At 55.0% G+C, this 25,815-nt stretch carries 26 protein-coding genes and 1 riboswitch; of the genes, 5 read left to right on the top strand and 21 right to left on the bottom strand.

Annotation, left to right across the window (positions count from 1 at the left end; genetic code table 11):
* Positions 1-24: 24 nt before the first annotated feature.
* Complete coding sequence (gene pitA / locus OGV93_RS08185; protein WP_016154875.1) at positions 25-1,524, bottom strand: inorganic phosphate transporter PitA; 1,500 nt, start codon at positions 1,522-1,524, stop codon at positions 25-27.
* Positions 1,525-1,753: 229 nt separating this feature from the next.
* Between pitA and OGV93_RS08180 the strand changes: the two genes are divergently transcribed.
* Complete coding sequence (locus OGV93_RS08180) at positions 1,754-2,947, top strand: BaiN/RdsA family NAD(P)/FAD-dependent oxidoreductase (RefSeq protein WP_046274493.1); 1,194 nt, start codon at positions 1,754-1,756, stop codon at positions 2,945-2,947.
* 38 nt (positions 2,948-2,985) lie between these two features.
* Here the strand turns inward: OGV93_RS08180 and OGV93_RS08175 are convergent, their stop codons facing one another.
* Positions 2,986-3,999, bottom strand: a complete 1,014-nt coding sequence (locus tag OGV93_RS08175) for a magnesium transporter (protein WP_016154873.1) — start codon at positions 3,997-3,999, stop codon at positions 2,986-2,988.
* A 55-nt stretch (positions 4,000-4,054) separates the two neighbouring features.
* A riboswitch (M-box (ykoK) riboswitch) is annotated at positions 4,055-4,238 on the bottom strand.
* A gap of 411 nt (positions 4,239-4,649) precedes the next feature.
* Between OGV93_RS08175 and OGV93_RS08170 the strand changes: the two genes are divergently transcribed.
* From OGV93_RS08170 to OGV93_RS08160, 3 genes are read left to right on the top strand one after another with little or no spacing between them, the layout of a single operon-like run.
* Complete coding sequence (locus OGV93_RS08170; protein WP_287109501.1) at positions 4,650-5,717, top strand: HlyD family secretion protein; 1,068 nt, start codon at positions 4,650-4,652, stop codon at positions 5,715-5,717.
* Positions 5,714-8,461 (top strand): ribosome-associated ATPase/putative transporter RbbA, encoded by a 2,748-nt coding sequence (rbbA, locus tag OGV93_RS08165; protein ID WP_287109500.1) that lies wholly within the window; start codon positions 5,714-5,716, stop codon positions 8,459-8,461. Before OGV93_RS08170 ends, rbbA begins: the two co-directional genes overlap by 4 nt.
* The gene (locus tag OGV93_RS08160) at positions 8,461-9,585 is read left to right on the top strand and encodes an ABC transporter permease (protein WP_019078107.1); all 1,125 of its coding nucleotides are present in this window, start codon (positions 8,461-8,463) and stop codon (positions 9,583-9,585) included. The genes rbbA and OGV93_RS08160 overlap by 1 nt, the downstream gene beginning before the upstream one ends.
* Positions 9,586-9,664: 79 nt before the next feature.
* Here OGV93_RS08160 and nikR read toward each other — a convergent pair whose 3' ends face one another.
* Together nikR and OGV93_RS08145 are read right to left on the bottom strand one after the other, a co-directional pair.
* A complete protein-coding gene (nikR, locus tag OGV93_RS08155; protein ID WP_005121550.1) occupies positions 9,665-10,066 on the bottom strand; it encodes a nickel-responsive transcriptional regulator NikR in 402 nt (133 codons plus the stop codon).
* A gap of 91 nt (positions 10,067-10,157) precedes the next feature.
* Positions 10,158-11,018 (bottom strand): LysR family transcriptional regulator, encoded by an 861-nt coding sequence (locus OGV93_RS08145; RefSeq protein WP_047415905.1) that lies wholly within the window; start codon positions 11,016-11,018, stop codon positions 10,158-10,160.
* A 99-nt stretch (positions 11,019-11,117) separates the two neighbouring features.
* On the opposite strand from OGV93_RS08145, the gene OGV93_RS08140 reads away from it, so the two are divergent.
* A complete protein-coding gene (locus tag OGV93_RS08140; protein WP_019078109.1) occupies positions 11,118-11,624 on the top strand; it encodes a phenolic acid decarboxylase in 507 nt (168 codons plus the stop codon).
* Here OGV93_RS08140 and acpT read toward each other — a convergent pair.
* Genes acpT through OGV93_RS08055 form a run of 17 tightly spaced genes read right to left on the bottom strand, consistent with a single transcriptional unit; the run spans position 11,616 to position 25,796 of the window.
* Positions 11,616-12,206 carry a 4'-phosphopantetheinyl transferase AcpT gene (acpT, locus tag OGV93_RS08135; protein ID WP_046274499.1) on the bottom strand — a complete coding sequence of 197 codons (591 nt, stop codon included), beginning with the start codon at positions 12,204-12,206 and terminating at the stop codon, positions 11,616-11,618. The genes OGV93_RS08140 and acpT overlap by 9 nt on opposite strands.
* Position 12,207: 1 nt before the next feature.
* Positions 12,208-13,437, bottom strand: coding sequence for a beta-ketoacyl-ACP synthase (locus tag OGV93_RS08130; RefSeq protein ID WP_047415909.1), 1,230 nt, complete (start codon positions 13,435-13,437; stop codon positions 12,208-12,210).
* Entirely contained in the window at positions 13,434-14,165 is a 732-nt protein-coding gene (locus OGV93_RS08125) for a 3-ketoacyl-ACP reductase FabG2 (protein WP_016157679.1), read from the bottom strand. The genes OGV93_RS08130 and OGV93_RS08125 overlap by 4 nt, the downstream gene beginning before the upstream one ends.
* Positions 14,162-14,638: a hotdog family protein gene (locus OGV93_RS08120; RefSeq protein ID WP_287109499.1), complete on the bottom strand. Its 477-nt coding sequence runs from the start codon at positions 14,636-14,638 to the stop codon at positions 14,162-14,164. Before OGV93_RS08120 ends, OGV93_RS08125 begins: the two co-directional genes overlap by 4 nt.
* The gene (locus OGV93_RS08115; RefSeq protein WP_287109498.1) at positions 14,635-15,804 is read right to left on the bottom strand and encodes a beta-ketoacyl-[acyl-carrier-protein] synthase family protein; all 1,170 of its coding nucleotides are present in this window, start codon (positions 15,802-15,804) and stop codon (positions 14,635-14,637) included. The genes OGV93_RS08120 and OGV93_RS08115 overlap by 4 nt, the downstream gene beginning before the upstream one ends.
* Position 15,805: 1 nt before the next feature.
* Positions 15,806-16,480 (bottom strand): DUF3261 domain-containing protein, encoded by a 675-nt coding sequence (locus tag OGV93_RS08110; protein ID WP_252363163.1) that lies wholly within the window; start codon positions 16,478-16,480, stop codon positions 15,806-15,808.
* The gene (locus tag OGV93_RS08105) at positions 16,477-18,795 is read right to left on the bottom strand and encodes an MMPL family transporter (protein WP_287109497.1); all 2,319 of its coding nucleotides are present in this window, start codon (positions 18,793-18,795) and stop codon (positions 16,477-16,479) included. Before OGV93_RS08105 ends, OGV93_RS08110 begins: the two co-directional genes overlap by 4 nt.
* The gene (locus tag OGV93_RS08100; RefSeq protein ID WP_019078114.1) at positions 18,764-19,369 is read right to left on the bottom strand and encodes a LolA family protein; all 606 of its coding nucleotides are present in this window, start codon (positions 19,367-19,369) and stop codon (positions 18,764-18,766) included. Before OGV93_RS08100 ends, OGV93_RS08105 begins: the two co-directional genes overlap by 32 nt.
* Positions 19,366-19,788: an acyl-CoA thioesterase gene (locus OGV93_RS08095; RefSeq protein WP_003827529.1), complete on the bottom strand. Its 423-nt coding sequence runs from the start codon at positions 19,786-19,788 to the stop codon at positions 19,366-19,368. Before OGV93_RS08095 ends, OGV93_RS08100 begins: the two co-directional genes overlap by 4 nt.
* A 3-nt stretch (positions 19,789-19,791) precedes the next feature.
* Positions 19,792-21,483: a glycosyltransferase family 2 protein gene (locus OGV93_RS08090; RefSeq protein WP_287109496.1), complete on the bottom strand. Its 1,692-nt coding sequence runs from the start codon at positions 21,481-21,483 to the stop codon at positions 19,792-19,794.
* Positions 21,474-21,827, bottom strand: coding sequence for an ApeI family dehydratase (locus OGV93_RS08085; protein WP_046274506.1), 354 nt, complete (start codon positions 21,825-21,827; stop codon positions 21,474-21,476). Before OGV93_RS08085 ends, OGV93_RS08090 begins: the two co-directional genes overlap by 10 nt.
* Complete coding sequence (locus OGV93_RS08080) at positions 21,814-23,175, bottom strand: AMP-binding protein (protein ID WP_016154857.1); 1,362 nt, start codon at positions 23,173-23,175, stop codon at positions 21,814-21,816. The genes OGV93_RS08085 and OGV93_RS08080 overlap by 14 nt, the downstream gene beginning before the upstream one ends.
* A complete protein-coding gene (locus tag OGV93_RS08075) occupies positions 23,172-23,753 on the bottom strand; it encodes a COG4648 family protein (RefSeq protein WP_016154856.1) in 582 nt (193 codons plus the stop codon). The genes OGV93_RS08080 and OGV93_RS08075 overlap by 4 nt, the downstream gene beginning before the upstream one ends.
* 6 nt (positions 23,754-23,759) lie before the next feature.
* The gene (locus tag OGV93_RS08070; protein ID WP_016154855.1) at positions 23,760-24,011 is read right to left on the bottom strand and encodes an acyl carrier protein; all 252 of its coding nucleotides are present in this window, start codon (positions 24,009-24,011) and stop codon (positions 23,760-23,762) included.
* A 12-nt stretch (positions 24,012-24,023) separates the two neighbouring features.
* Complete coding sequence (locus OGV93_RS08065; protein WP_016154854.1) at positions 24,024-24,281, bottom strand: phosphopantetheine-binding protein; 258 nt, start codon at positions 24,279-24,281, stop codon at positions 24,024-24,026.
* Complete coding sequence (locus OGV93_RS08060) at positions 24,262-25,077, bottom strand: lysophospholipid acyltransferase family protein (RefSeq protein WP_137380151.1); 816 nt, start codon at positions 25,075-25,077, stop codon at positions 24,262-24,264. Before OGV93_RS08060 ends, OGV93_RS08065 begins: the two co-directional genes overlap by 20 nt.
* Positions 25,074-25,796: a beta-ketoacyl synthase chain length factor gene (locus OGV93_RS08055; protein WP_019078117.1), complete on the bottom strand. Its 723-nt coding sequence runs from the start codon at positions 25,794-25,796 to the stop codon at positions 25,074-25,076. The genes OGV93_RS08060 and OGV93_RS08055 overlap by 4 nt, the downstream gene beginning before the upstream one ends.
* Positions 25,797-25,815 lie beyond the last annotated feature (19 nt).

Here is a 25,815-nt window from a genome sequence, read left to right as displayed (position 1 = left end):
TCCGCTTTTTTACCGCGCATTCTCTTAGATAAGCTTCAGGGAGAGCCAGTATAGCCCGCCGGAAAGAAGAATTGCTGCTGGCAGGGTGAAGACCCAGGCCATCAGAATGCTGGTCACCGTTTTACGCTGCAAACCGCCGCCATCAACAACCATCGTTCCCGCAACGGAAGAGGAGAGAACGTGTGTGGTGGAAACGGGCATACCGGTGTAGCTGGCAAGACCGATAGAGACTGCGGCGGTCATCTGCGCCGACATCCCCTGGGCATAGGTCATGCCTTTCTTACCGATTTTCTCACCGATAGTGGTTGCCACGCGACGCCAGCCAATCATCGTACCAATACCCAGCGCCAGTGCGACGGCCATAATGATCCAGATAGGCGCGTACTCAATGGTGCTCAGCATGTCAGATTTCAGTTTCTTCAGCAGACGCTGATCGTCAGCGCTTACGCCAGGCAGCTTAACCACTTTATCGGTGGTATCAGAGATGCACAGCATAATACGGCGCAACTGACCACGCTGTTCGACGCTTAACTTGTCGTAGGTTTCCAGATTCGCCAGCATACCTTTCGCACGTTCCAGCGCGTTGATGGTATTCGCCGGGTGGCAATGGAACTCGGTCGGCGTCGCTGGTGCCGCATCCGTCGGGGACGGAATCAGCTGGTCTACGCCTGTGGCCTGTTTAAGCAGGTCAGGGCGCTGCTGGAAGAAGACTTCGACGTTATTGATTGCATCGCGGGTACGGGTAATTTCGTAACCGGAAGCATTCATATTCACCACGAAACCTGCTGGCGCTACGCCAATCAGCACTAGCATCACCAGACCAATGCCTTTCTGACCATCGTTCGCGCCGTGGGAGAACGCCACGCCGATAGCGGAGAGGATCAGTGCAATACGCGTCCAGAACGGCGGCTTTTTCTTTCCGTCTTTCTTTTCACGTTCTGCCGGCGTCAGGTGGATACGGGCACGTTTTTTCGTACCGCTCCAGTAGCGACGCAGAATGAAAATAAGACCACCTGCAACTACCAGACCGACAATAGGTGAGATGATAAGCGAGGCAAAAATACCGATAACTTTCGGGATGTTAAGTGCATCCACCACCGAGGTGCCGTTCATCAGCGCATTGGTTAAACCAATACCGATAATGGCGCCAATCAGCGTGTGGGAGCTGGATGCAGGCAGACCAAAGTACCAGGTACCCAGGTTCCAGATAATTGCCGCCAGCAACATGGAGAACACCATGGCGAGGCCATGTGACGATCCCATATTAAGCAGCAGATCCGTTGGTAACATATGCACGATGGCATACGCCACGCTGAGACCGCCCAGCAAAACACCAAAGAAGTTGAACACCGCAGCCATGACCACCGCCAATTGCGAACGCATTGCACGGGTATAGATCACAGTTGCGACAGCATTGGCTGTATCATGGAAGCCATTAATTGCTTCGTAGAACAGCACGAAAGCCAGAGCAAGCAATAGTAAAAGCCCGGTATGTAAATCCAGGCCAGCAAACAAATGTAGCATAGGACGTTACGCCATTTTGAGGACATGAACGCGGCGCATTATCAGTGACTTTGGCGGCGCGGGCAAAGTGAAATATAGAGTTTTTTTGATTTGTCTCCTGCTTTGTTTTACACCACTAAAGAATTATCCTATATATTTCAGATAAATACCCTTTATCGGTAGTTTGGTGCTGGTGCGACCACTGAGGAATCTTTACAATTCACTCCCGCTTTTTAGAGAGGATCGCAACGTGGAAAGGTTTGATACCGTTATTATAGGCGCTGGCGCAGCGGGTATGTTTTGTGCCGCGCAGGCAGGACAAGCAGGTAGTCGCGTACTGCTAATTGATAATGGTAAAAAGCCCGGGCGCAAGATTCTCATGTCTGGCGGGGGCCGCTGCAACTTTACCAACCTTTATGTCGAGCCGGCTGCGTATTTGAGTCAAAACCCGCATTTTTGCAAATCGGCGCTGGCGCGTTATACACAGTGGGATTTTATCGATCTGGTGGGTAAGCACGGTATTGCCTGGCATGAAAAAACGCTAGGCCAGCTTTTCTGCGATGATTCCGCCCAGCAAATTGTCGATATGCTGGTGGATGAGTGTGAAAAAGGTAACGTAACTATGCGGTTACGTAGCGAAATCCTGAGCGTTGAGCGAGATGGTGACGATTTTATCCTGGAATTGAATGGGATGAGTGTCGGCACGAAAAAGCTGGTTATTGCCTCCGGTGGTCTCTCTATGCCGGGTCTGGGCGCGACGCCGTTTGGTTATAAAATTGCGGAACAGTTCGGCCTGAACGTTTTGCCTACGCGCGCAGGTCTGGTGCCTTTCACCTTACATAAGCCGCTACTGGAGCAGCTTCAGGTGCTCTCTGGCGTATCCGTTTCTTCCGTTATCACCGCCGAGGACGGCACCGTATTTCGTGAAAACCTGCTCTTTACGCACCGCGGGCTTTCTGGTCCGGCCGTGCTGCAAATTTCCAGTTTTTGGCAGCCAGGTGAATTTGTCAGCATTAATTTGTTGCCGGATGTTGACCTCGCGAGCTTCCTCGATGACCAACGTAGCGCACACCCTAATCAAAGCTTAAAGAACACCCTGGCAATGCAGTTGCCAAAGCGTCTGGTGGAATGTTTACAGCAGTTAGGGCAAATCCCGGATGTCTCGCTGAAGCAGCTTAATGTGCGCGATCAGCAAACGCTGGTTGAGACGCTGACTGAGTGGCGGGTGCAGCCGAACGGTACGGAAGGGTATCGTACCGCTGAAGTCACGTTGGGCGGCGTCGATACCAACGAGCTGTCATCGCGCACGATGGAAGCGCGCAAAGTGCCGGGACTCTACTTTATCGGCGAAGTCATGGACGTCACCGGCTGGCTGGGCGGCTATAACTTCCAGTGGGCGTGGTCGAGCGCCTGGGCATGCGCGCAGGATTTGACACCTGCCTGACCGTGGTGCCCGACAACCTGGGCTGTCGGGCGTTATCATTAGTTCAGACCAAGAAAATACTGGGCGATTTTAAAGTAGATAATCAACCCGGTACCGTCGATAAGCGTGGCGATAAACGGGGCCGAAACCACGGCGGGATCAATGCCGATACGCTTGAGCACCATGGGGATCACTGATGACACCACGGCGCTCCACAACGTAATGCAAACCAGCGTCAGGCTGACGATTAGCGTGATTTCCACTCCGATACCCATCATCCACGCGCGCAAGCAGCCAGCCAGACCCAGCGTCAGGGCAATCAGCAGCGAAGTTGAAACTTCTTTGCGGATCACCCGACCCATATCGCGCAGCCGCACTTCTCCCAGCGCCATTGAACGTACCAGCGTTGAGGTGATCTGCGTACCGCTGTTGCCGCCAGTACCAATTAATAGTGGAATAAAAAAGGCCAGTGCAATAGCAGATTCCAGCGCCTCTTCAAAATGTTGAAGAACGCTGCTGGTATAGGCCTCTGCGACAAAAAGTAGCAGGAGCCAGACAGAACGTTTTTTCCACAATGTCCACGGGCTAATCTCCAGGTAGGGTTTTTCCAGCGGCAACGTTGCCCCCTGAAGCTGAACATCTTCGGTAACATCATCTTCCTGTAGATGAGCGATCTCTTTTTCCATCAGACAACCGACCAGCTCACCTTTCTCAACGACAGCCACCAGATCGAGTTCGCGTTCGGCTAACTCGGCAACGACCTGTGCCCGTTCATCATCAGGCTTTACATGAAACAAACAACTGTCCGTAAGATGGTTGATGTTCAGCGATGTATCTTTTTCCTGCAATAAGCGCTTGATGGATAACACCCCGCGCAGCGCTTTTCCAGCTACAACAAAGACCTGGCCTGGAATATCATCCGTTGTGAGCTGGGAGACAAAGTATTCACGAGCGCCGTTCACGCTGAGATGATCCGGCAGGGTAATAAAATCGGTGCGCATATATTGCGCGATAGCATCGCCATTGAAATCCGGCATAGGATGATGGGCGGCGCAGAGTGGCATAGATGACATGGTGTAATTCCCTATAAAAATCTCTCATAGGGGCGAACAAGACAGGGTTAGCGCAGGCGGATCCCTACGTCCTGGTTTTAGCACTGAACAACGTATCTGTCCGATGGTGAAATCGTCAGAAGTTACCTTGGCAACACCTTGATTCGATGGATGCCTGTATTTCCCTGAGTGGCCTCTCTCGATACCAGCAGGGCGGTAACTTGTATTTGTACAGGAGCCTCGCCATAACGAGATCGGTAAATGAGCCACTATTATAGCGATGTCTAATTATTGATTATGTTTATAGTTGTGAATGTTTATCAATCGTTGATATACGAAATATTCCCTGTGCCAGAGCGCGATAGGGCTGAAGTGGAAACTACAACCGAATAGACATATTGAATCCAGGTGTTAGTATTCAATAGACAGCAGTTATGAGTATGCGTGTTTCATTTCCGGCCAGGAACGCTGATGATGACAACATTACTACCCGATTTCACAGCATTTTCGTCATTCACTTCCTGCGCGGCGCAGGTTGCCTTAACGCCTGTCCGCTCTCTGGCCATGGTTTCTTATTCCTTCTCATCCCGGATGGAATCTCCCGCTGAATAGCTATTCAGTGGGCTTTGTGACACGCATCGTTTGATAACAGGGATTACGGCGGGTCGAATATGGATAAGTTTAAGCGTCATGTGATGTGGTGGGGGACGGGCACCCTGGTCGTGGTGGCTGCGATAGCATGGTGGATGCTCCGTCCTGCCGGAATACCGGAGGGGTTCGCAGCCAGCAACGGCAGAATTGAAGCCACCGAAGTGGATATTGCTACCAAGATTGCCGGGCGAATTGACACGATCCTTGTGTCGGAAGGGCAGTTCGTTCGGCAGGGCGAGGTGTTGGCGAAAATGGATACTCGCGTGCTGCAGGAGCAGCGGCTGGAAGCGATCGCGCAAATCAAAGAGGCCGAAAGCGCGGTGGCGGCGGCGCGAGCGCTGCTGGAACAGCGGCAAAGTGAAATGCGCGCCGCGCAGTCGGTAGTAAAACAGCGCGAGGCGGAGCTGCAGTCGGTTTCTAAACGCCACGTGCGTTCCCGTTCGCTATCCCAGCGTGGGGCCGTGTCTGAGCAACAACTGGATGACGATCGGGCCGCGGCAGAAAGCGCACGTGCGGCGCTGGAATCCGCAAAGGCGCAGGTCTCAGCGGCAAAAGCCGCAATTGAAGCCGCTCGCACCAGCATCATTCAGGCGCAAACCCGCGTAGAAGCCGCGCAGGCCACCGAACGTCGTATTGCGGCTGATATTGATGACAGTGAGCTGAAAGCCCCGCGCGATGGTCGCGTGCAGTACCGCGTTGCTGAGCCGGGTGAGGTGCTTTCTGCGGGTGGGCGCGTCCTGAATATGGTCGATCTCAGCGATGTCTACATGACGTTCTTCTTGCCTACCGAACAGGCTGGCTTACTGAAGATTGGCGGCGAAGCGCGCCTGGTGCTGGATGCCGCACCGGATCTGCGTGTTCCGGCGACCATCAGCTTTGTGGCAAGCGTCGCGCAGTTCACACCGAAAACGGTCGAAACCAGCGATGAGCGGCTGAAGCTGATGTTCCGCGTTAAAGCGCGTATCCCGCCAGAGCTATTGCAGCAGCATCTCGAGTACGTGAAAACCGGTCTGCCGGGCATGGCGTGGGTGCGTGTCGATGAAAATCGAGCCTGGCCTGACGACCTGATGGTGAGGTTGCCGCAATGACGCATCTGGCGCTGGTTCCCGTTCCTCCCGTGGCGCACCTTGACGGCGTGAGTCAGCATTACGGGAAAACGGTAGCGCTGAACAATATCACGCTGGATATCCCCGCCCGCTGTATGGTGGGGCTGATTGGCCCGGATGGCGTCGGAAAATCAAGCCTGCTGTCGCTCATCTCCGGCGCGCGAGTCATTGAACACGGTAACGTGATGGTGCTGGGCGGCGATATGCGCGACCCTAAACATCGCCGGGATGTCTGCCCGCGCATTGCCTGGATGCCGCAGGGGCTGGGGAAAAACCTGTACCACACGCTGTCGGTGTATGAGAACGTCGATTTCTTTGCCCGGCTGTTTGGCCATGACAAAGCGGAGCGCGAAGCGCGGATTACCGAGCTGCTGAACAGCACCGGACTGGCGCCGTTTCGCGATCGTCCGGCCGGGAAACTCTCGGGTGGGATGAAGCAAAAGCTGGGGCTGTGCTGCGCGTTGATCCATGACCCGGAACTGTTAATTCTCGATGAACCTACCACCGGGGTAGACCCGCTGTCCCGCGCCCAGTTCTGGGATCTGATTAACAGCATTCGCCAACGGCAGACCAACATGAGCGTGCTGGTTGCGACCGCCTACATGGAAGAAGCTGAGCGCTTTGACTGGCTGGTGGCGATGAACGCCGGGGAGGTGCTGGCCACCGGGAGCGCGCAGCAGCTACGCGAAAAAACCAACTCCGACACGCTGGAGCAGGCGTTTATCACGCTGTTACCCGAAGCCCAGCGTCAGGCGCATAAGCCAGTGGTGATCCCGCCGTATCACGCTGAGCAGGAAGAGATTGCCATCGAGGCGAAAGATCTGACCATGCGCTTCGGCAAGTTCGTGGCCGTTGACCACGTTAACTTTCGTATTCCGCGCGGGGAAATCTTCGGTTTTCTCGGCTCCAACGGCTGCGGTAAATCCACCACCATGAAAATGCTCACCGGGCTGCTACCCGCAAGTGAAGGTGAGGCGTGGCTGTTTGGGCAAGCGGTTGACCCGAAGAATATCGATACCCGTCGCCGGGTAGGCTATATGTCGCAGGCGTTTTCGCTCTACAGCGAGCTGACCGTACGGCAAAACCTCGAGCTACACGCGCGGTTGTTCCATATCCCCGAAGCAGAAATCCCGGGGCGGGTACAAGAGATGAGTGAGCGCTTTTCGCTGACCGATGTCGAAGACGCGTTGCCCGGCGCGCTGCCGTTGGGGATCCGTCAACGCCTGTCGCTGGCGGTGGCGGTGATCCATCGCCCGGAGATGCTCATTCTCGATGAACCAACCTCCGGGGTCGATCCGGTGGCGAGAGACATGTTCTGGCAACTGATGGTCGATCTGTCGCGTCAGGATAAAGTGACCATTTTTATCTCCACCCATTTTATGAACGAAGCGGAGCGCTGCGACCGCATGTCGCTGATGCACGCCGGAAAAGTCCTGGCCAGCGGTACGCCGCAGGAGCTGGTGAAACAGCGTGGTGCCGCCAGTCTGGAAGAAGCGTTTATCTCCTGGTTACAGGAAGCGGCAGGTCCGGCGCCGGAGGCTCAGTTACCGCCAGCCAATGTCCCGGCAGTGCATGAAAACAGTCAGCCGCCGCACCAGGGATTTAGCCTGCGGCGCTTGTTCAGCTACAGCCGCCGCGAAGCGCTGGAGCTGCGACGTGACCCGGTACGTTCAACGCTGGCGCTGATGGGCACGGTGATCCTGATGCTGATCATGGGCTACGGCATCAGCATGGATGTGGAAAACCTGCGTTTTTCGGTGCTCGATCGTGACCAGACAGTCAGCAGCCAGGCGTGGACGCTGAATCTGGCGGGATCGCGCTATTTTATCGAGCAGCCGCCGCTCACCAGTTATGACGAGCTGGACAAACGGATGCGCTCGGGCGAAGTCGCGGTAGCCATAGAGATCCCGCCAAATTTTGGCCGCGATATCGCGCGTGGAACGCCGGTGAAGATTGGCGTCTGGGTCGATGGCGCAATGCCGAGCCGTGCGGAAACGGTCAGAGGTTACGTGCAGGCGATGCACCAGACCTGGCTGCAGGATGTGATGGCGCGTCAGCCAAATACCAGCGGGCAAAACGGACTGATGACCATTGAAACTCGCTATCGTTACAACCCGGATGTGAAAAGCCTGCCAGCGATTGTTCCGGCGGTGATCCCGCTGCTGTTGATGATGATCCCCTCCATGCTCAGCGCTCTGAGCGTGGTGCGTGAGAAAGAGCTGGGGTCGATTATCAACCTGTACGTGACGCCCACTACCCGCAGCGAGTTTTTACTCGGCAAACAGTTGCCTTACATCGTGCTGGGCATGCTGAACTTCCTGCTGCTGTGCGCGCTGTCGGTGTTTGTATTCGGCGTCCCGCATAAGGGGAGTTTTGTGACCCTGACGCTGGCCGCGCTGCTGTACGTCACCATTGCCACCGGGCTGGGATTGTTAATCTCCACGTTTATGAAAAGTCAGATCGCCGCCATTTTTGGTACGGCGATTATTACGCTGATCCCGGCGACGCAGTTTTCCGGGATGATCGACCCGGTCGCCTCACTGGAAGGGCCGGGACGGTGGATTGGCGAAATTTACCCAACCAGCCATTTTCTGACCATCGCGCGCGGGACGTTCTCGAAAGCGCTGGATCTGACCGATCTCTGGCCGCTGTTTATTCCGCTGGCGGTAGCCATTCCAGTGGTCATTGGTCTGAGCGTATTACTGCTGAAAAAACAGGAGGGGTGATGCGCCGATTACGGAATATTTATAACCTCGGCATCAAAGAGTTACGCAGCCTGCTGGGTGATAAAGCGATGCTGACGCTGATCGTCTTCGCCTTCACGGTCTCGGTTTACTCTTCTGCGACCGTTCTGCCAGGGTCGCTGCACCTGGCGCCGATTGCCATTGCCGATATGGACCAGTCGCAGTTGTCGAATCGCATTGTGAACAGTTTTTATCGTCCGTGGTTTTTACCGCCGGAGATGATTACCGCCGATGAGATGGATGCCGGGCTGGATGCCGGGCGCTATACCTTCGCCGTGAACATTCCGCCTGATTTTCAGCGCGATGTACTGGCCGGGCGGCAGCCGGATATTCAGGTTAACGTCGATGCCACGCGGATGAGCCAGGCCTTTACCGGCAACAGCTATATCCAGAATATCATCAGTGGCGAGGTGAACAGCTTTGTGTCGCGTTACCGCGATAACAGCGAGCTGCCGGTGGCGCTGGAAATGCGTATGCGCTTTAACCCTAATCTGGAACCCGCCCGCTTTGGCGCGGTGATGGCGATTATCAACAACATCACCATGCTGGCGATTGTGCTTACCGGGTCGGCGCTGATTCGCGAGCGTGAGCACGGGACCATTGAGCACCTGCTGGTGATGCCGGTGACGCCATTTGAAATCATGATGGCAAAAATCTGGTCGATGGGGCTGGTGGTGCTGGTGGTTTCCGGTCTGTCGTTGATGCTGATGGTAAAAGGTGTGCTTGGCGTACCGATTGAAGGCTCGATACCGCTGTTTATGCTGGGAGTGGCGCTGAGCCTGTTCGCCACCACATCAATCGGCATTTTTATGGGCACGCTGGCGCGCTCCATGCCACAACTGGGGCTGCTGATGATTCTGGTACTGCTGCCGTTACAGATGCTCTCCGGCGGCTCTACACCGCGTGAAAGCATGCCGCAGGCGGTGCAGGATATCATGCTGACGATGCCGACTACCCATTTTGTTAGCCTTGCGCAGGCGATACTTTACCGCGGCGCAGGGTTTAACATTGTCTGGCCGCAGTTCCTGACGCTGCTGGCGATTGGCAGTACGTTCTTCCTGATAGCGCTGCTGCGTTTCAGAAAGACGATTGGCACGATGGCGTAAATATTATTGCCGGGTGGCGGCTGCGCCTTATCCGGCCTACAAACGGGAATGAATGTAGGCCGGGCAACATAACAGGTAATTACTCTTCTTTCGGCAGGCACTGCAGATGACCGTGGCGCACGCCGCGCTGGGAAATCACGTCATCAGCAAAATGCTGCACATCGCCCATGTCACCTTTTAGCACAGCGATTTCCAGACAGTCGTCATGGTTGATGTGCACGTGCAGCGTGGCGACTGATAAATCATGGTGGTGATGTTGGGTGGAAACAATACGGCTCGCCAGGTCACGCTTCTCATGCTCATAAACATACGAGAGCACTGCGAATCCCTGAGTGCCGTGCTCCTGGGTAGTTTCCTGCGCCAGTGCGCCGCGCAGAATATCGCGGATCGCTTCGGAACGGTTGTTATAGCCACGGCGCTGGCTCAAGCTGTCGAGCGTTTCCAGTAAATCGTCATCGAGGGTAATGGTGACTCGTTGCATCTGCAATTAACCTTTCATGTGGCGCGTGGGCGCACAGGGAGTAAGGGGAATAGCGTATTTTGTAACACACGTCCGGCATCCGGGGAAAAGGTTAATGCTCTCGCAATAAACGCAGCAGGGTTGTTACCTGTTCATCCAGCGGCGCGAGCGTGTCTTTGACGATCAGATGCAGCGGGGTGGCACGGCGAGCGCCATGGCTTAACGGCAGCGGTCGTAATAGCCCCTGCTCAAGCTGCTGCTGAATTCGCTCCTCAGGCAACCAGCCATAACCGACCTGATACATCACCGCCTCAATCGCGGCATCAATGGTCGAGAAGGTCCAGGCATCGCGCACCGCTTGCTGAGGGTTGTCGCGATCGGCAATGCGAATCAGCGGCCACGCGCGTAACGCGTCTTCATCCAGCGGCGCATCCAGCATGCAGAGCGGGTGATCGCGGTGGGCAACGGCCACGAAGTCAATATTCATCAGCCATTCGCCGCGTCCGGTGATATCCTGGCGTCGGGTCAGGACCATCACGTCCGCATCGGCATGCGCTGCCAGTCGATCGTCAGCATTCTCCAGTACTTCGGTCAAACGTACCTGCGTCTGCGGCCACGCCTGCTGAAACTGCTTGAGGATCGCGAACAGGCGTTTGCGTGGGAAGATGCTATCTACCATGAAATCCAGCCGCGTTCGCGTGCCGTTTTGCAACGTTGCTGCCCGGGTTTCCACCCATAAAAAGGCCTTCAGTAACGGTTTGACCTGGCCCAGCAGTAGCTCCCCCGCAGGGGTTAATACCGCCCTGCGACCTTCCGGCGTCAGCAGCGTCACGCCAAGCCGCTCCTGCAGTAGCGCCAGATTGTAGCTCACCGAAGACTGGCTACGGTTGGTCTCTTCCGCAGCTTTAGCAAAGCTGCCCAGCTCCACCACTTTCTCCAGTAGGGCCCATTGCTCCAGCGTTGTCTTGTGCATAACTCATCTAAAAATTGAATGAATATGATGTAAACATAGCGTTATTCATCCAATTTTTGAAGCGGTAAGATCCTCGCATCAAGTAAGAGGAGAACGAATATGAGCACTTTTGATAAACATGATTTGAGCGGCTTTGTCGGCAAACATCTGGTCTATACCTACGATAATGGCTGGAATTACGAGATCTACGTGAAAAACGACACTACTCTGGATTACCGTATTCACAGCGGCATTGTGGGGAATCGTTGGGTGAAAGATCAGCGGGCGTACATTGTGCGGGTTGGCGAGAGTGTTTATAAAATTTCATGGACCGAACCGACCGGGACCGACGTCAGCCTGATCGTAAATCTGGGCGACAAACTCTTTCACGGCACCATCTTTTTCCCACGCTGGGTGATTAACAATCCGCAAAAAACGGTCTGTTTCCAGAATGACCATATTCCGCTGATGATGTCATATCGCGATGCGGGGCCGGCATATCCAACTGAGGTGATTGACGAGTTTGCGACCATCACCTTCGTGCGTGACTGTGGGGCGAATAATGACAGCGTTATTGCCTGTGCGGCCAATGAATTGCCGGAAAACTTCCCGGAAAATTTACGCTAAGGCTTCCAGACGCTGCACGGCGTCGGCGGTCAGGGTAAACGGCGTGGGGGTACACACCGCCAGGCTCAGGGTATCGAGCTGGCACTGGCTGACTGAGAGTGAGGAGGTTAGCGCGGTGCTGTCGACACTGACAATTTGCCAGGCGCTGCCGCCACGCTGTTTCACGATAGCTTCTTTACGCGTCCAGATGCGCCAGAACGCCGCCAGCTGTTGCTCCGGGCGTTCGGCCTCAACTTCGGCATGTTCCCTGAGACTGAACACCGTATTTGCCAGCGTCTGCCAGTTATCGCGCGGGCGAACGACTTCAATATCACAGCCGACTTCCCCTTCGTCGCTGAGCAGCAGGGCAATATCATCACCGCTGTGGCTGAGATTGAACCACAGCGGTGTGTCGGCGGAAAAGGCCGGTTTTCCTTGCTCGCTGTAGACGATGTCCGGTAATGGCGAAAGAGTATGGGAAAGCAGCACGCGACCTGCCAGCCAGCGCGCACGACGAGCGCCTTGCGGGGCCTGCTCACGCAGTGCGGCAGGCAGTGTGCCAGCGCTTAAAACAGAAACTTTCCCAAGAACGATCCGGTACATATCAGGGCCAACGTTTAATGATGATAGAAGTATTTATGCCGCCAAACGCAAAGTTATTGCTCTGCAAAAATTCGCAATCAATCTTGCGGGCTTTACCCATAATGTAATCCAGCGCTCCACAATTAGCATCTGGCTGACTCAAATTTAGCGTAGGCGCAAACCAGCCTTCTCGCATCATTTGCAGACTCATCCAGGCCTCTAGTGCGCCACAAGCGCCAAGGGTATGTCCAAAATAGCTTTTAAGCGAGGATAGCGGCACATTATCACCATAAATTGCAGCGGTTGCCTGACTTTCTGCAATATCACCGCGATCGGTTGCGGTACCGTGCGCTGAAATATATCCGATATCACGGGCGCTAATACCGGCCATATTCAGCGATTTTTCCATGCAAATCTGCATTGTTTCGCGCTGTGGCTGGGTGATATGGGCAGCATCGCAGTTAGTGGCAAAGCTAACGATTTCACCATAAATCGTTGCTCCGCGCGCTTTAGCGTGTTCCAGCTCTTCCAGCACCAGCGTGCCTGCGCCTTCTCCGATGACCAGACCATCGCGATTTTCATCGAACGGGGAGGGGGTGGTTTTCGGCTCGTCGTTGCGCTGGCTGGTAGCGAACAGTGTATCAAACACGGCGGCTTCGGAAGGACACAGTTCTTCTGCACCGCCGGCGACCATCACGGTTTGATAACCGTGCCGAATGGCTTCCCATGCGTAACCAATTGCCTGGCTACCGGATGTGCAGGCGCTGGATGTCGGAATGACTCGCCCCCGCAGACCAAAAAATAATCCAGTGTTAACGGCAGTGGTGTGCGGCATCATTTGCACGTAGGTCGTGCCGGTGATGTTATTAGTATGCTTCTCGGTCAGCATGGTCGCGAACTCGCTCACTGGACCGGTACTACCGGTTGATGAACCATAAGCGATCCCGGTTTCACCGTTAGTCAGTACCCGATCGCCAATCAGCCCGGCCTGCTCAAGCGCCAGCTCTGTTGCGCGGGTGGACATCAGCGATACGCGACCCATGGCGCGAATTCGCTTGCGGGTATAGTGTTCCGGTAGAGTGAAGTCGTCGATCGGCGCACCCAGCAGTGTGTGCAGTCCGTCATAAACCTGCCACTCCGGCATTTTGCGTACCGCATTTTCATATGCCAATAACCTGGCGGAGACAGCCTGCCAGTTTTCCCCAAAGGCGGTGACGCCGCCCATGCCTGTAATCACGACACGACGTGTCATAACATCCCTCCATTGATGGAAATCACCTGGCGAGTTACATAGCCCGCCACATCCGACATTAAATAACTGGCAAGCCCGGCCACTTCTTCAGCCTGACCTATCCGTTTCATGGGGATCATCGACATCGCCTCTTTCAATGCGGCTTCTTCCATCTCGATCATCCCGGTATCAATGAGTCCCGGTGCAATGCAGTTTACGGTAATTTTGCGTTTTGCCAGTTCGATGGCCAGCGCTTTAGTGGCACCAATAATTCCGGCTTTTGCCGCACTGTAATTGACCTGACCGCGGTTGCCCATCACGCCCGAAACCGAAGACAGTGTGATGATACGGCCCCCCTTGCGTGCGCTGATCATCGGCATAATGCACGGATGAATGACGTTGTAAAAGCTGTCGAGGTTGGTATGGATCACCGCATCCCAGTCGTTATCACTGAGCGCAGGGAAAGCGGCATCACGAGTGACCCCAGCGTTGCTAACAATGCCGTACCATGCGCCGTTTGCCTCAATATCTTGCGACAGTATTTCGCGGCACTGCTCGCGATTGGCAACATCAAATGTCAACAGGCGCCCTGCGCCGCCAGCGGCGAGGATAGCATCCAGCGTTTCTTGTGCTCCTTGCACATCGCGATGATAGTGTACGCCGACCACAAAACCGTCCGCGGCCAGTTGTCTGGCGATGGCGCGACCGATACCTTTGCTGGCACCCGTAACTAAAACTGAACGGCTCATGTGGACGCTCCTTGTTGAAATAGCGTGTTAATTTCTTCTGATGTCGGCTGGAAGGTGTTGACGCGACCGGTCGCCAACGTCTCGTTGTCTGCCTGGATGGCACATTCAAAGCTACCGAATCGTGCATCCTGCATCAGCAATTTGACATGGATGCTCAGCTTCTTCCCGGCAGGCAGAACATCTGTGGCACAGACTAACTCACGTGCGCCCAGCACCATGCCTAACGTAATACTCGCCTGACCTTGTTGCTGGCGGTGCCAGCCAGACCAGACGCCAATGGTCTGCGCCATCAGTTCCAGTGCGAACCAGCCAGGTAGATTGCCATCGGGGTCGAGGAAAGGGGCCAGTACGCTGTTTGCTGATACCGTCACGTGGCAGATGGCGGTTTCGTCCGCCACACTGACGACCTCTTCAAGGAGCAGCATTGGCGCATCATGCGGCAAATAGTCGCCCGGTGATAAATAGTGGCTCATGAGATTCTCCCGAGCAGGATGCTGGCATTATTACCGCCGAAGGCAAACGAATTTGACAAGATAACCGGGCGAGTCAGCGACTGCGGCTGTTCAATGATGCCGCAGGCTGGCAATGTTTCATCGCGTGGTGACTGGCTAAAATCCTGCGGTGGTAGCGGCAGGTCGCGTTGCAGAATCAACACACCGATAGCTGCTTCGGTGATCCCCGCGGCGCCCAGTGTGTGCCCGGTCAGGTGTTTGGTTGAACTGCACGGGACCGTTTCGCCAAATAGCGCGCTCACGACGTTGGACTCAATCTGATCGTTTAGCTGTGTGGCGGTACCGTGCAGATTGATATAGCCCACATGTTCCGGCGTCATTCCTGCGTCGTTAAGCGCCTGGCCGATGGCGCGAATGGCACCTTCCCCCTGTGGATGGGGAGCCGAAATATGGTACGCGTCGCTGGATTCGCCGACGCCAAGGAGCGCGATAGGCTGTGGCTCGCGGGTTAATACCATCAAGGCGGCGCCTTCGCCAATGGTGATCCCACAACGGTCGCGGCCAAACGGTTGACACAGCGTTGGGGAGAGTGATTCCAGACTGTGGAATCCGTTGATTGGCATTCGGCTTAGCGTATCCGCACCGCCGACAATGGCGATATCGACCAGACCAGATTCGATCAAACGACGTCCGCTCATGATAGCCCTTGCACTGGACGAGCAGGCGGTTGAGAGCGTAAAGGCCGGGCCATCCAGCGCCAGCCAGTGGCTAAGAAAACGCGACGGATCGCCCAGTTCCTGTTGCGGATAGCGCCAGTCAGTGCTCTCTTTGCCGTTGAGCATCAAATCAACGTGAACGTCACCCTCATCCAGGCCGGAGGTGCTGGTGCCGAGAACAACAGCAATACGATCGCGACCAAATCGGGCGATAGCATCGTCCACCTGCGGCTGGATTTGCATCAGTGCTGCCAGCAATAGCTGGTTGTTGCGCGAACGATGAGCGCTAAAGTGCTGAGGAATAGCGGGTAGCTCACCGTCAACGCCTGCTAACACGGCGGATGGGTGTCCTTGCAGCCAGCCCGTGCGCGGGCGCATTCCCGGCGCTATGCCACGAGTGAGGTTGGCTGCGATTTCATCAGTGTTATTGCCCAACGCGTTAATCATGCCAACGGCAGAAATGTAGATCATCTCAGTCACCCAGATATTGAATGGTGATGTGGTATTTAAAAACGTAGTGCTCAATGCTGATCGGTTCGCGTTTTCCTCTTCGATTCAGATACGTGATTTCCGTGACCACTTTGCCGCGTGCATTGCGCAGCTCACGCTTATCACCCGTATCGACGAGCGTCCAGCCTGTGGGTAATTGCGGTTGCCAGGTGCTAATCGGCCAATGGCTAAGCATCACGTCAGCCAGCACCTGGCTGGCTGGCGGCAATTGTGGAACGATGATCGATTGCTCGGTGTGCAGTCCTTTTTCATCGTAAGTCACGAGGAACAGGCGAATGCCGACTGATGACAGCCCGGCAAGTGTGATTTTCTTGTCATCAGCATTGAGCATGACCAACAGTGACTGAGTTTTGCCGTTAAAACTACCGGTTAGTAGTTGTTGCGAATTCACCGCGGGAGAAATCCCCGGAGCAGGTAGCGTTACACGAATACCCGGCTCTAACCAGGCTTGCGGGCGGCCTTTCTGTTCCGGCTGTGAGTGGCTGCAACCTGCCAGCAGCAACGTGGCGACGAGCAGGCCCCGTCGGATGGCGCTGCGCTTATCCGGTCTACAAATGGTGTGCTGACGTAGATCGGATAAGGCAATGCCGCCATTCTGCAAAAGCCCACTCAACCAACGAAATATCGGTTTACTCATCGTTTTTTCTTCTCTCTTTTCGTTGGCATCGCCAGCGGTGACAGCAAAAATGCGGTGAAAATACCGCTTACTAGCACAATGCCAAAACTGCTGATTGCCTGAGTGGCACTAAAGACCAGCATGCCGAGCGTCAGGAGCGTGGTCATCATCGCCAGCGTGATAGCCAGCAGCGACGTCAGTGGCGTACCGCGTGGATTACTGAAAAACAGCGTGTAGTTAATTCCAATTCCCAGTACCAGCACCAGTGCCAGCAGCGAGAACAAGTTGAGCGCATGACCGCTCAGGGCCAGTACTGCCAGACCACAACCTAAAGACAGCACTGAGGGCACCAGGCTAATTAAGCCCTTACGCCAGCCAAGCCGAATGATGGCGCCACAGGCAATCACCGCCAGCGCAATGCACAGCAGGCCGGTCAGAATATGGCGATAAAGGGCAAACAGGTTGTCAAAGCTGCTCTTGCGATCCACCCACGCCACGCCGGAATATTTCACGCTGAGCGTATTTAAAGCATCACTTTGTTTCACCCCTTCAACGGGAACCAATACGCTGCTTTCGCCATCAGCCAGAGACAGCCATAGCAAGCGCCAGCCTTCACTGGCTGGGCTGGCAAGCCAGGCATCGACGGTTACAGGCATGGCGCTAAGATCGGGGTTCACCGTTGCCAGCCCGGCGTTGTTTAGGGCTTTCGTGATGGCGGGAGAAGCATCTTTTAGCAGAGAGAGATCCTGGTGTTGCCGGGCGAGTGAATTGAGCGGAATAGTGCGATATCCGCTGAGTAATCCGTCTTTTTTTGCCTGTTCCAGCGCGGGGGTAAAGGTTTCCAGCCGCTCCAGCGTTTGCTGAGCGGATTTGCCGTACACCACAAACCACTTCTGGTCGACGCTTTGCCCGGTCAGGGCGGTAATCGCTTTTTCCTGAGCGAGAATTTCCTGCGGCAACGCCTGTAACTGGGAGATATCATCATCTACGCGCAGCGTCGCTATTCCTGCCAGCGAGAACAACGCCAGTGCCAGCGGCAGGCCAACGGAGAGTTTTTTATTGCGTCGCCATGCAGCAAGCCAGCGTAGCATGAGTACCATTGCCGGCACCGGGCGTACCGGCAACCGACGACACAACCACGGGTGCCAGAAAATGACCGTCAGGCAGGAGGCGCTCAGACCTACCGCCGCGAATACCGCCATCTGGCGAATACCGGGGAAGGGGGCCAGCATCATAATCAGATAAGCCGCTACGGTGGTGAATAGCGCCAGGAGCAGGGCATTGCGCACTTTGGCAAGGCTTTGCCATGGCGATGTTTCCGCACCGTGCACCATTCGTTCGGTCAAATAGTAGAGCGTATAGTCGGCGGAAATACCGATGATGCTCATGCTCATCACCAGCGTCATCAGATGGAGCTCGCCAAAAATCAGCAGCGTGACGACGGTCCCCGCCAGCGCACCAATGCCAATCGAAATCAGGCACAGCAGCAGCGGACGCAGCGAACGAAATACAGCCACGATGAGCAGGATCACCCCGAGCACAGTGGCTATGCCGAGAGTAGAGATATCTTTTTTCGCCTGCTGGCTGGCGTAATCGCTATAGAACAGCGTCCCGCGAGACAGCAGTTGAGCCTGTGGATAGTGGGCTTTGAGCTCACCTTCCAGCGTATTCAACGTGGTGACCAATTGGTGCGTCTGTTGCATATCAAACGATGAACCGGTCAGTTCGCCATGTAACAGATACCAATAGTTGCCTTGCTCATCCTGGGTGACCAGCCAGCCGTCCATCAGGCGCAGACGCTGCCCAGTTTTGGCCATGGCCAGCTGCGAGCCACGCATCAGCATGAAGGGATCGTTTTGTAGCTCTTTGCCACTGACGCCGGAGAATGCGGAGTAAAGTTGGGACAGGATCCACTGGCCCTGCGCTTCGCCGCCGTTTTGCAGCCGGGCGCGGGTCTCGTTATCTATCAGGCCGTTACGATGTTGCCAGAAGAATGCCCCCCAGGCCTGCTGGCTGTCGGCATCCATTGGACCTTTTACCTGGGCTAGCGCGTGCGATTTTTGCAGTAAAGCCAGCCAGTCCCGGGCTATCGCTGGGTCCGGTTGCTTACCGGGACTCACCAGCCAGACCACCTGACGGTCAAGGCGCTGCATAAATCCCTCGTTCAGACCCGGAGGTATAGCGCCCAGCGTCTGCTTTGGCAACATGGCCAGCACGCTGCTGTTAAGGCGGGCCTGAGGTAGCAGCGTCAGAAAGATGCCCAGCAGAAGCAGGCTGATGACTCCCCATAACAACGCGGGACGTTTACTGGGCGGCAAAGCGTTGGCGTTCGTCATCGGTCAGTTGCGCTGGCGTTAGTTGGTGTTGGGAAAGCGCGATATCGGTGCGATCGCCCTGTTTATCATTGAGCTGAATGCTCTCCAGGTAGGTCTTTCCTGCTAAATCAATCGTCGCAAAAATCTTATCCAGCGGTGTGGTGATTGGCGTCAGGCGTAGCGTCCAGCGACCTTCTCCTAAGTCTGCGAACTCCACGCGGAAGTTTTGTTCCAGCACTTTACGATCCGCCTGGAATAACGCCCGCAGCAGATGATTAAACTGGAACATTTGCGGGTTATTCTCAGCGGTAACGGTCTGCGGTGGTTGACCGTTAATTGCCTGAACCATCCGTTTGTCATCCAGCAGCAGCTGCATCGGGAACGGGGACGTTTGATCCCACAGCAACCCCTTGTCGCGGGCGATCAACATCTTGCCCTGAGATCGCAGCGGTTGTGGTAGATCCTTTATCGTCCGGGTTTGATCGAAGTGGGCGCGAACCACCGGTTGCTCGGTAAAACGTTGTTGTAGGGAGTCGAGCGTCAGGGCACTGACGAAAGGGCTGACGAGCAGCACGAGCAATGGCCATAATTTCATGGTGTCACTCCCATCCGTTCAAACAGAATATCCGGGCTGACAAAGCACAGTTCACGGCTTTTTTCGTCGACGGCGACCTGGATGGTGTAGCCTGTTGTAGCACGTTTACCTGTTTCGGCATCAAAAATTTCGTAGCCGATTCGCAGGCGATTTTCGTACTCTTTAATTTGGGCGCGTACACGGATACGCTGCTCGAAAGTCAGCGCATTGCGATACTTCACCCGAGTGTCGACCACGGGCCACAGATAGCCAGATTCTTTCATCTGCCGATAGCCATAATCGAATTGGTTCAGCAGTGCCTCACGGGCAATCTCGAAGTAACGGAAGTAGTTACCATGCCACGCTACGCCCATCATATCGACGTCGTGAAACGGAATAGTTAGCTCGACTTCAGCCGTAAAACGGGGATCGTTAAGCACCCTTTACTCCTTGTCATTGGTGTCCGGCAGTTGCCAGAAATCGAAAAAGTTAAACCAGTCGAGGGGCGACTGAAGCGCATAGTGCTCAAGGCGTTCGGCGTAGCGATCGACAGTATTCTGTAATGCCTGTTGTCGTGTGGCGCGCGGTAAGAGCAGCGGGTCGGCAAACGGTTCGCAGTAGATGTGGAGTTTCTCCTGCTGGCGCAGGGCAAAAATCAGATCTACAGGGCAGCGTAAAATAGACGCAAGAATAAACGGGCCCTGAGGGAATGGCGCGTTTTGCCCCATAAAGCGGCTCCAGCACACACGCCACTCGCCGCCGCGTTGGGGATTGACTGCGATGCGATCGCCTACGATGGCTACCCATTCACCGCGCTCCAGTTTCTCTTTGAGCAGAATGGCAGTATCTGGACCAATACTGTTCACCGGGAGCAGATTTAATCCAGCCTGCGGCGCCATCTCTTGCATGATCTGTTTAAAGCGTTGGGCGTTATCGCTAAATACCAGCGCATTGATTGTTTTACTGCCCTGTAGCTGGGCCAGTGCCCGACAGGCTTCGACATCGCCAAGATGTGAAGCCAGCAGCAGTTTTCCCCGAGGATCGCTGACATTTAGCGTTTTTTCTGCGCCTGGTGCAAAAATCACATCGCGACCGAAGTGCAGTTCACCGCGCCAACTGGCAATCTTATCCAGCATCGCGCCTCCAAAACGCAGGAAATGCTGATAACTGGTCAGGTTTGGCGGTACTGGCATCCGGCGTGTGATCAGTTGCGCTCTTACGCGGCTAATCCAGCGTTGAGAGGATTTTCGGGCAGTTGAAGCGCTGAGCCAGTATACGCCGACGACCGGATACAGCAGCAGGGAGAAGGCTTTGCGGCCCAGTACACGCCAGACCAGCAGCATCAGACGCATTCCCCACAACCCTTTGACTTCCTGCTGCTGCGCCCAGTGTGTCGATGAACGACGACACAGCAGGGAGGGGATGCGCGGCAACATGCCAAAGAACAGGCGAGTGTGCATCAATGAAATGTGCAGATTGTCTTTAAGCGCGTCGAAATGGGATAGCCCGTCCTGCGGATAGGTGACTCGCGTGGGGATAAAATAGCTGGTGTTGCCTTGCCAGTAGAGGCGCACCATCACTTCAGTATCAAAATCCATCCGTTTGCCAAGCGTTACGCGCTGTGCCAGTTGCAGCGCGGGGGCCACCGGATACACCCGGAAGCCGCACATACTGTCTTTGAGCTGCAACGAGAGCGTTTCTATCCACACCCAGATATGGGTTACCCAACGACCGTACAGGCGCGAGCGAGGAACCGAATCATCGTAAATCGGTTGTCCGGAAATCAGTGCTGTCGGATGTTCTTTTGCCAATGCAAGCAGCCTGGGAATATCTTCAATGGCATGTTGCCCGTCGGCATCGACCTGCACTGCATGACTGAACCCGGCATCTGCTGCCGTCTGCATTCCGCGAATAACCGCCGCGCCTTTGCCTGCGTTGATGGGCAGGCGAATTAACGTCAAATTGCTGTATTCTGCCGCCAGGCGTGCCAGTTCATCTCGTGTAGTCTCGTCGCTGCCATCGTCCACCACAATGCAGGGGAGATTGAACGGCCGAAGACGATCCAACACGTCCGACATCATCGCGCCGTGGTTGTAGCAGGGGATCAACACGCATGGGGAAAAGGTCAACGGCATAACCGAATCTTCCCGCTGCTGGCGGTATGGCGCACGTCACCGTCGTGGCGCTGGTAGCTAAAAGTGAGCATCTGACGCGCTTCCTGCCAGCTCAGACTCAGGGTGACGGTGGCCTCTGGCAATAGTGGTGACTGGAACTTCACGTTTTGAATACTGTGAAAACGCCAGCCAGGGACCAGCAGCGTGGTGGCGTAATCCATCGCCCAGTTTAGCTGTGCAACGCCCGGCAGCAGTGGCTGCACGCTAAAATGCCCGCTGAACCAAAACAGAGAAGGGTCGAGTTGTAAAACAATCTCAGCCTGATGAGGCAGTGCCTGCTGGCGCTCGATTTCATGGGGTTTCATGAAATAACTCCTGTAATTGCGCATAGACACGCTTGTTCATACTGTTGACCGGAATCTCATCAATCACCCGCCAGTAGCGGGGAACAGCGACCGGCTCCAGCCAGGGCAGCAGCGAACGTCGCCAGGTCAGTTCTTGCGGTTTACCACCGCACTCAAGCCAGCGTTGCCGGGCTTCGTCATCCAGTACCAGCAGGACACCAACGCCCTGACGTCCTCCGCGTGAGACGGGCAATGCTGCGACTTCACGGATACCGTCCAGTGCCAGTAAACGTTGCTCCACTTCGCTGAGTGAAATGCGTTTCTCTTCAATCTTGACCACCCGCCCGCGTCTGCCCATCAGGCGGAACTGTCCGTTTTCGATAAACTGAAGAATATCATCGAGTAACAGGCCATCATCAGCTGCAATTAGTGGTGAAAACACACGAAACGCGTCGTCTTCTGACTGGAATCTGACTCCGGGAAAAGGCAGCCATGTCACATCATCCTGATGGCGATAGCGCCACGCGAGGATTCCGGTTTCAGTGCTGCCGTAGATCTCATCGGGCCAGACATTCAGCCAGTCAGCAGCCTGCTTGACGTCCTGCCATGACAGCATGCCGCCCGCGGAAAGAATCAACTCGATTGGCGGCGGTGTCAGGTGGTGGTCGAGGCGTTTCAGAAACGCCGGACTGCTGATAAACGCATACCGATGATCAGGGCTCAGTGCCGCCAGTTGTTCGGCATACCAAAGCATCGCCGCATGCAGCGGGAGGCCTAAAGCCATCGGCAAGAAGATACGAAACGTCAGACCATACAGGTGTTGCGGTACCACTGACGCGACGACCCGGCAACCAGCCAGACGATCAGCAAAACGCGTAGCGAGCAATGCTGCTTCGCTATCCAGACGAGCAATCGGTTTGATTACGCGTTTCGGCTGGCCGGTCGAACCGGAAGTGAATAGCTCCACAAAGGCGTCACTGCGTATTATCGGGAATGTGATGTCGTGGGCCACAGATGTCATGGCAGAGCTGACCACTCGCAGCGTTCCCTGCCAGTCCAGCGCTTTATCGCTCAGTACGCCATCAAACAGCAAGTGCTGCTCGTTTAACAACGAAACGCGACAATGTCCCGGGATCACCGGTGTTTTGCCAGCATGGAGCGTTGCCAGCAACGCGACGATGAATAAATAGCTGTTCTCGAAGCATAATGCCCAGCGTTCACCTTCCTGCTGCTGCAGTTGCGTTATCAACTGGGCCACATCATGGCGCAGATGGCCAAGCGTCCACGTATGATCTTCTTGCCACGCAACAGGAATGTCGTCCGGTCGTGGGGCACAGAGCCATTGAGCAAGTGTGAGGGGCTGCTTCATTGGGTATCTCGCTTTATCACCAGTTGGCGAACTAACCACTCGCCTACCATCAATGTTCCCATCAGCAGATAGGAAACCATACCGTTCCAGGTCGTCCACAGGGTCATATCGCCATTCAATGCAGTAAAGAGCGCAACGCTGCCATTGATGATGAAAAAGGCGCACCAGATTAGTGTCACAAGGTACGTGTAGCGCACGCCTGCTTCGGGCAGATTTGGTTCGCGCAGCCGCGCCAGACGTTCAACGATGGGCATCGCTGACCACAGAGAACCACCAAAAACCGACAGCATGACGGCGTTTACCACTACGGGATAAAACAGCAGCAGCTGGTGCGTTTTGAGCAGATAACTGGCAATGCATAAGGTGATACCCGCGATCACCACTACCTGTGTCACGACGCGCAACGGTCCCGCCTGTCGCCGGACCTGGCGAAAGCGTAAAAAAAGGAGTAGCGCCATTAACGGCAGCAACCAGTGCAGACTGTTATGCGCCAGGCCAAACCAGATCAAAAACGGCCAGGCCAACAACAGTAGACCTGTCAGCAGTTGTACGACTGGCAGGGAGCGAGTGCCTGACACGGTGAATTACGCTTCTATGAGAAGGCGTTCAACCGCATCGACGACATCTTGTACGGTGCGTACTGCTTTGAACTCTTCCGGCTTGATTTTCTTACCGGTTTTCTTTTGAAGATGCACGATCATGTCGACTGCGTCGATGCTGTCGAGTTCCAGATCTTCGTACAGGCGCGCCTCAGGCTTAATATCTTGCGGGTCAACTTCAAACAGCTTGACCAGCAGTGAGGAGACTTCTTCGTAAATGGCTTTTTGTTCGGTCATAACGGACTATCCTCAGGCACGTTGCGCGTGAATGAAAGATGCCAGCGTGGCGACGGAGAAGAAGTGCTGACGCATTTCTTCGCTCTCCGCTGAGAGGACCACGCCATACTCGTTTTTCACCGCCAGACCCAGCTCCAGGGCATCGATTGAGTCCAGGCCTAAGCCATCGCCAAAGAGTGCCGCTTCGGTTTCAATATCGTCAGCTGTTAGTTCGTCGAGATTCAATGTCGTTATAATGAGATTTTTGATTTCAAGATAAAGCGCTTGCATCATTAATTCCTGAAAGAGGTAAAGTACCTGGTTGTAATTGAAGCAAAAGATGCCGGTTCAACTGCCTTGCGGCCAGCGCCGGTTCTTGTGAATTTGCGTCGTAAAATTGGTCGATCTTAACCCGCTCGTGTACTGAAATGGTAAACATGGGTTTTACCGATGGGACGTCGTACCATTGGCTTTCTTTGTTCAGCATTTGTTCGCTGCATTTAATGGTCACTATGCGTAAATCACTGCTGCAGCGCACGGCGATATTCGCCGCACCACGCTGTAACGTCATTTCCTCTCCGGGGCGTGTACGGGTTCCCTCGGGGAAAATTAAAATAGTATCGCCTTGTTCCAGACGTTGCTGGCACGCGGGCAATAGCGCGTCAGCCTGGCTGTTAATCAGATAATCTGCCGCCCGGACCACGCCGCTGAGGAACGGATTTTTTAGTAGTGCACTTTTCACCAGACAGTCGGTTTCGGGCATTACCGATGCCAGTAGCACGTAATCGATGAGCGTCGGGTGGTTGGCGACGACCAGGCATCCTTGTTCATTGTGTAAAATATCTCGTCCTTCAATTTGGTAGTCCAACACACCAAGCCGTTTCGCCACCGTTAAAAAGAGGCGAAAACTGGCGGCGATGCTGCGTCTGGCGATACGCCGACGTCGGGCTTTATCCCATATCGCGATCAGCAAGACGTTAAACCAGAACGTAGAAAGAAGGAGTCCGCCGAGGCCAAACAGGGCAAAGCAAAGACCGGTCATCACCAGTCGCCATACCCGGTTAAGCCGCAGGAGCATCGTGTTCATCCCTGACTCCACTGCCATTGTACGCGTTCGCCAGACAGGGTAAACGCCTTGGTATCTTGCAAGTAATGTTGTAAAAACAATAGGCTTTGCGGCAACGTTGTCTCACCCCGCCCGCAGTGCGGACGGGTTTCACATTGCCAGCTATCACCGGATTCAATGACCAGCGCGACGGCAAACGGCCATGTTGGCATGTCAGGTGGTAACTGTGGGTGATAAAACTCGGGCAGAAAACCGTCGAAATCGACCATCAATACGCGCTGATATCCCGCCTGCAACAGCCCGATGACTTCACATAGCCCTTGCTGGAACGTATCCCTGCCAGCAGAAAGCGAGGAGGAGGCAATCGGTTTTTTCGCAGCGATCGTCAGGTTACCCACAGCAGAGTTATGTACAGAGAGGGCAAAATCGGTTGGTGAGAGTGCCTGCCCAGTCGCCAGGGCGTGCAGGATCCTGTAGTTACGCTCCAGTTCACCATGGCGGCTTGTATACAAAACAGCATTGATATCATGGCGGCGTAGCATCGCCAGCCCACAATCGACGGCCAGTTTGCTGCCGGAACTGAGTCGGCGAGCCGTCATCATCGGTAACTCGTTGAGCTTAGCCAATGGCGCAGTGGGATCGATGGCGTGCGAAAGCCGTGACCATTCATGCCACTGTTCTGTTTCGCTTAACCCTGGCGCCCTGGCCTGCCAGTCTATAATGTTGAAAGCAAATTTCATCAACGCGTATCCGCGGTAA

It is taken from the genome of Citrobacter sp. Cb031, from assembly GCF_030336725.1.
GTDB lineage: Bacteria > Pseudomonadota > Gammaproteobacteria > Enterobacterales > Enterobacteriaceae > Citrobacter > Citrobacter braakii.
This window is presented reverse-complemented; position numbering and strand designations above follow the sequence as displayed.

Excerpts from the sequence above, each read along its gene's own strand:
- pitA (WP_016154875.1), bottom strand. The coding sequence starts at position 1,524 with ATGCTACATTTGTTTGCTGGCCTGGATTTACATACCGGGCTTTTACTA.
- OGV93_RS08175 (WP_016154873.1), bottom strand. The coding sequence starts at position 3,999 with ATGTCATCTATGCCACTCTGCGCCGCCCATCATCCTATGCCGGATTTC.
- OGV93_RS08170 (WP_287109501.1), top strand. The coding sequence starts at position 4,650 with ATGGATAAGTTTAAGCGTCATGTGATGTGGTGGGGGACGGGCACCCTG.
- rbbA (WP_287109500.1), top strand. The coding sequence starts at position 5,714 with ATGACGCATCTGGCGCTGGTTCCCGTTCCTCCCGTGGCGCACCTTGAC.
- OGV93_RS08160 (WP_019078107.1), top strand. The coding sequence starts at position 8,461 with ATGCGCCGATTACGGAATATTTATAACCTCGGCATCAAAGAGTTACGC.
- nikR (WP_005121550.1), bottom strand. The coding sequence starts at position 10,066 with ATGCAACGAGTCACCATTACCCTCGATGACGATTTACTGGAAACGCTC.
- OGV93_RS08145 (WP_047415905.1), bottom strand. The coding sequence starts at position 11,018 with ATGCACAAGACAACGCTGGAGCAATGGGCCCTACTGGAGAAAGTGGTG.
- OGV93_RS08140 (WP_019078109.1), top strand. The coding sequence starts at position 11,118 with ATGAGCACTTTTGATAAACATGATTTGAGCGGCTTTGTCGGCAAACAT.
- acpT (WP_046274499.1), bottom strand. The coding sequence starts at position 12,206 with ATGTACCGGATCGTTCTTGGGAAAGTTTCTGTTTTAAGCGCTGGCACA.
- OGV93_RS08130 (WP_047415909.1), bottom strand. The coding sequence starts at position 13,437 with ATGACACGTCGTGTCGTGATTACAGGCATGGGCGGCGTCACCGCCTTT.
- OGV93_RS08125 (WP_016157679.1), bottom strand. The coding sequence starts at position 14,165 with ATGAGCCGTTCAGTTTTAGTTACGGGTGCCAGCAAAGGTATCGGTCGC.
- OGV93_RS08120 (WP_287109499.1), bottom strand. The coding sequence starts at position 14,638 with ATGAGCCACTATTTATCACCGGGCGACTATTTGCCGCATGATGCGCCA.
- OGV93_RS08115 (WP_287109498.1), bottom strand. The coding sequence starts at position 15,804 with ATGATCTACATTTCTGCCGTTGGCATGATTAACGCGTTGGGCAATAAC.
- OGV93_RS08110 (WP_252363163.1), bottom strand. The coding sequence starts at position 16,480 with ATGAGTAAACCGATATTTCGTTGGTTGAGTGGGCTTTTGCAGAATGGC.
- OGV93_RS08105 (WP_287109497.1), bottom strand. The coding sequence starts at position 18,795 with ATGACGAACGCCAACGCTTTGCCGCCCAGTAAACGTCCCGCGTTGTTA.
- OGV93_RS08100 (WP_019078114.1), bottom strand. The coding sequence starts at position 19,369 with ATGAAATTATGGCCATTGCTCGTGCTGCTCGTCAGCCCTTTCGTCAGT.
- OGV93_RS08090 (WP_287109496.1), bottom strand. The coding sequence starts at position 21,483 with ATGCCGTTGACCTTTTCCCCATGCGTGTTGATCCCCTGCTACAACCAC.
- OGV93_RS08085 (WP_046274506.1), bottom strand. The coding sequence starts at position 21,827 with ATGAAACCCCATGAAATCGAGCGCCAGCAGGCACTGCCTCATCAGGCT.
- OGV93_RS08080 (WP_016154857.1), bottom strand. The coding sequence starts at position 23,175 with ATGAAGCAGCCCCTCACACTTGCTCAATGGCTCTGTGCCCCACGACCG.
- OGV93_RS08070 (WP_016154855.1), bottom strand. The coding sequence starts at position 24,011 with ATGACCGAACAAAAAGCCATTTACGAAGAAGTCTCCTCACTGCTGGTC.
- OGV93_RS08065 (WP_016154854.1), bottom strand. The coding sequence starts at position 24,281 with ATGCAAGCGCTTTATCTTGAAATCAAAAATCTCATTATAACGACATTG.
- OGV93_RS08060 (WP_137380151.1), bottom strand. The coding sequence starts at position 25,077 with ATGAACACGATGCTCCTGCGGCTTAACCGGGTATGGCGACTGGTGATG.
- OGV93_RS08055 (WP_019078117.1), bottom strand. The coding sequence starts at position 25,796 with ATGAAATTTGCTTTCAACATTATAGACTGGCAGGCCAGGGCGCCAGGG.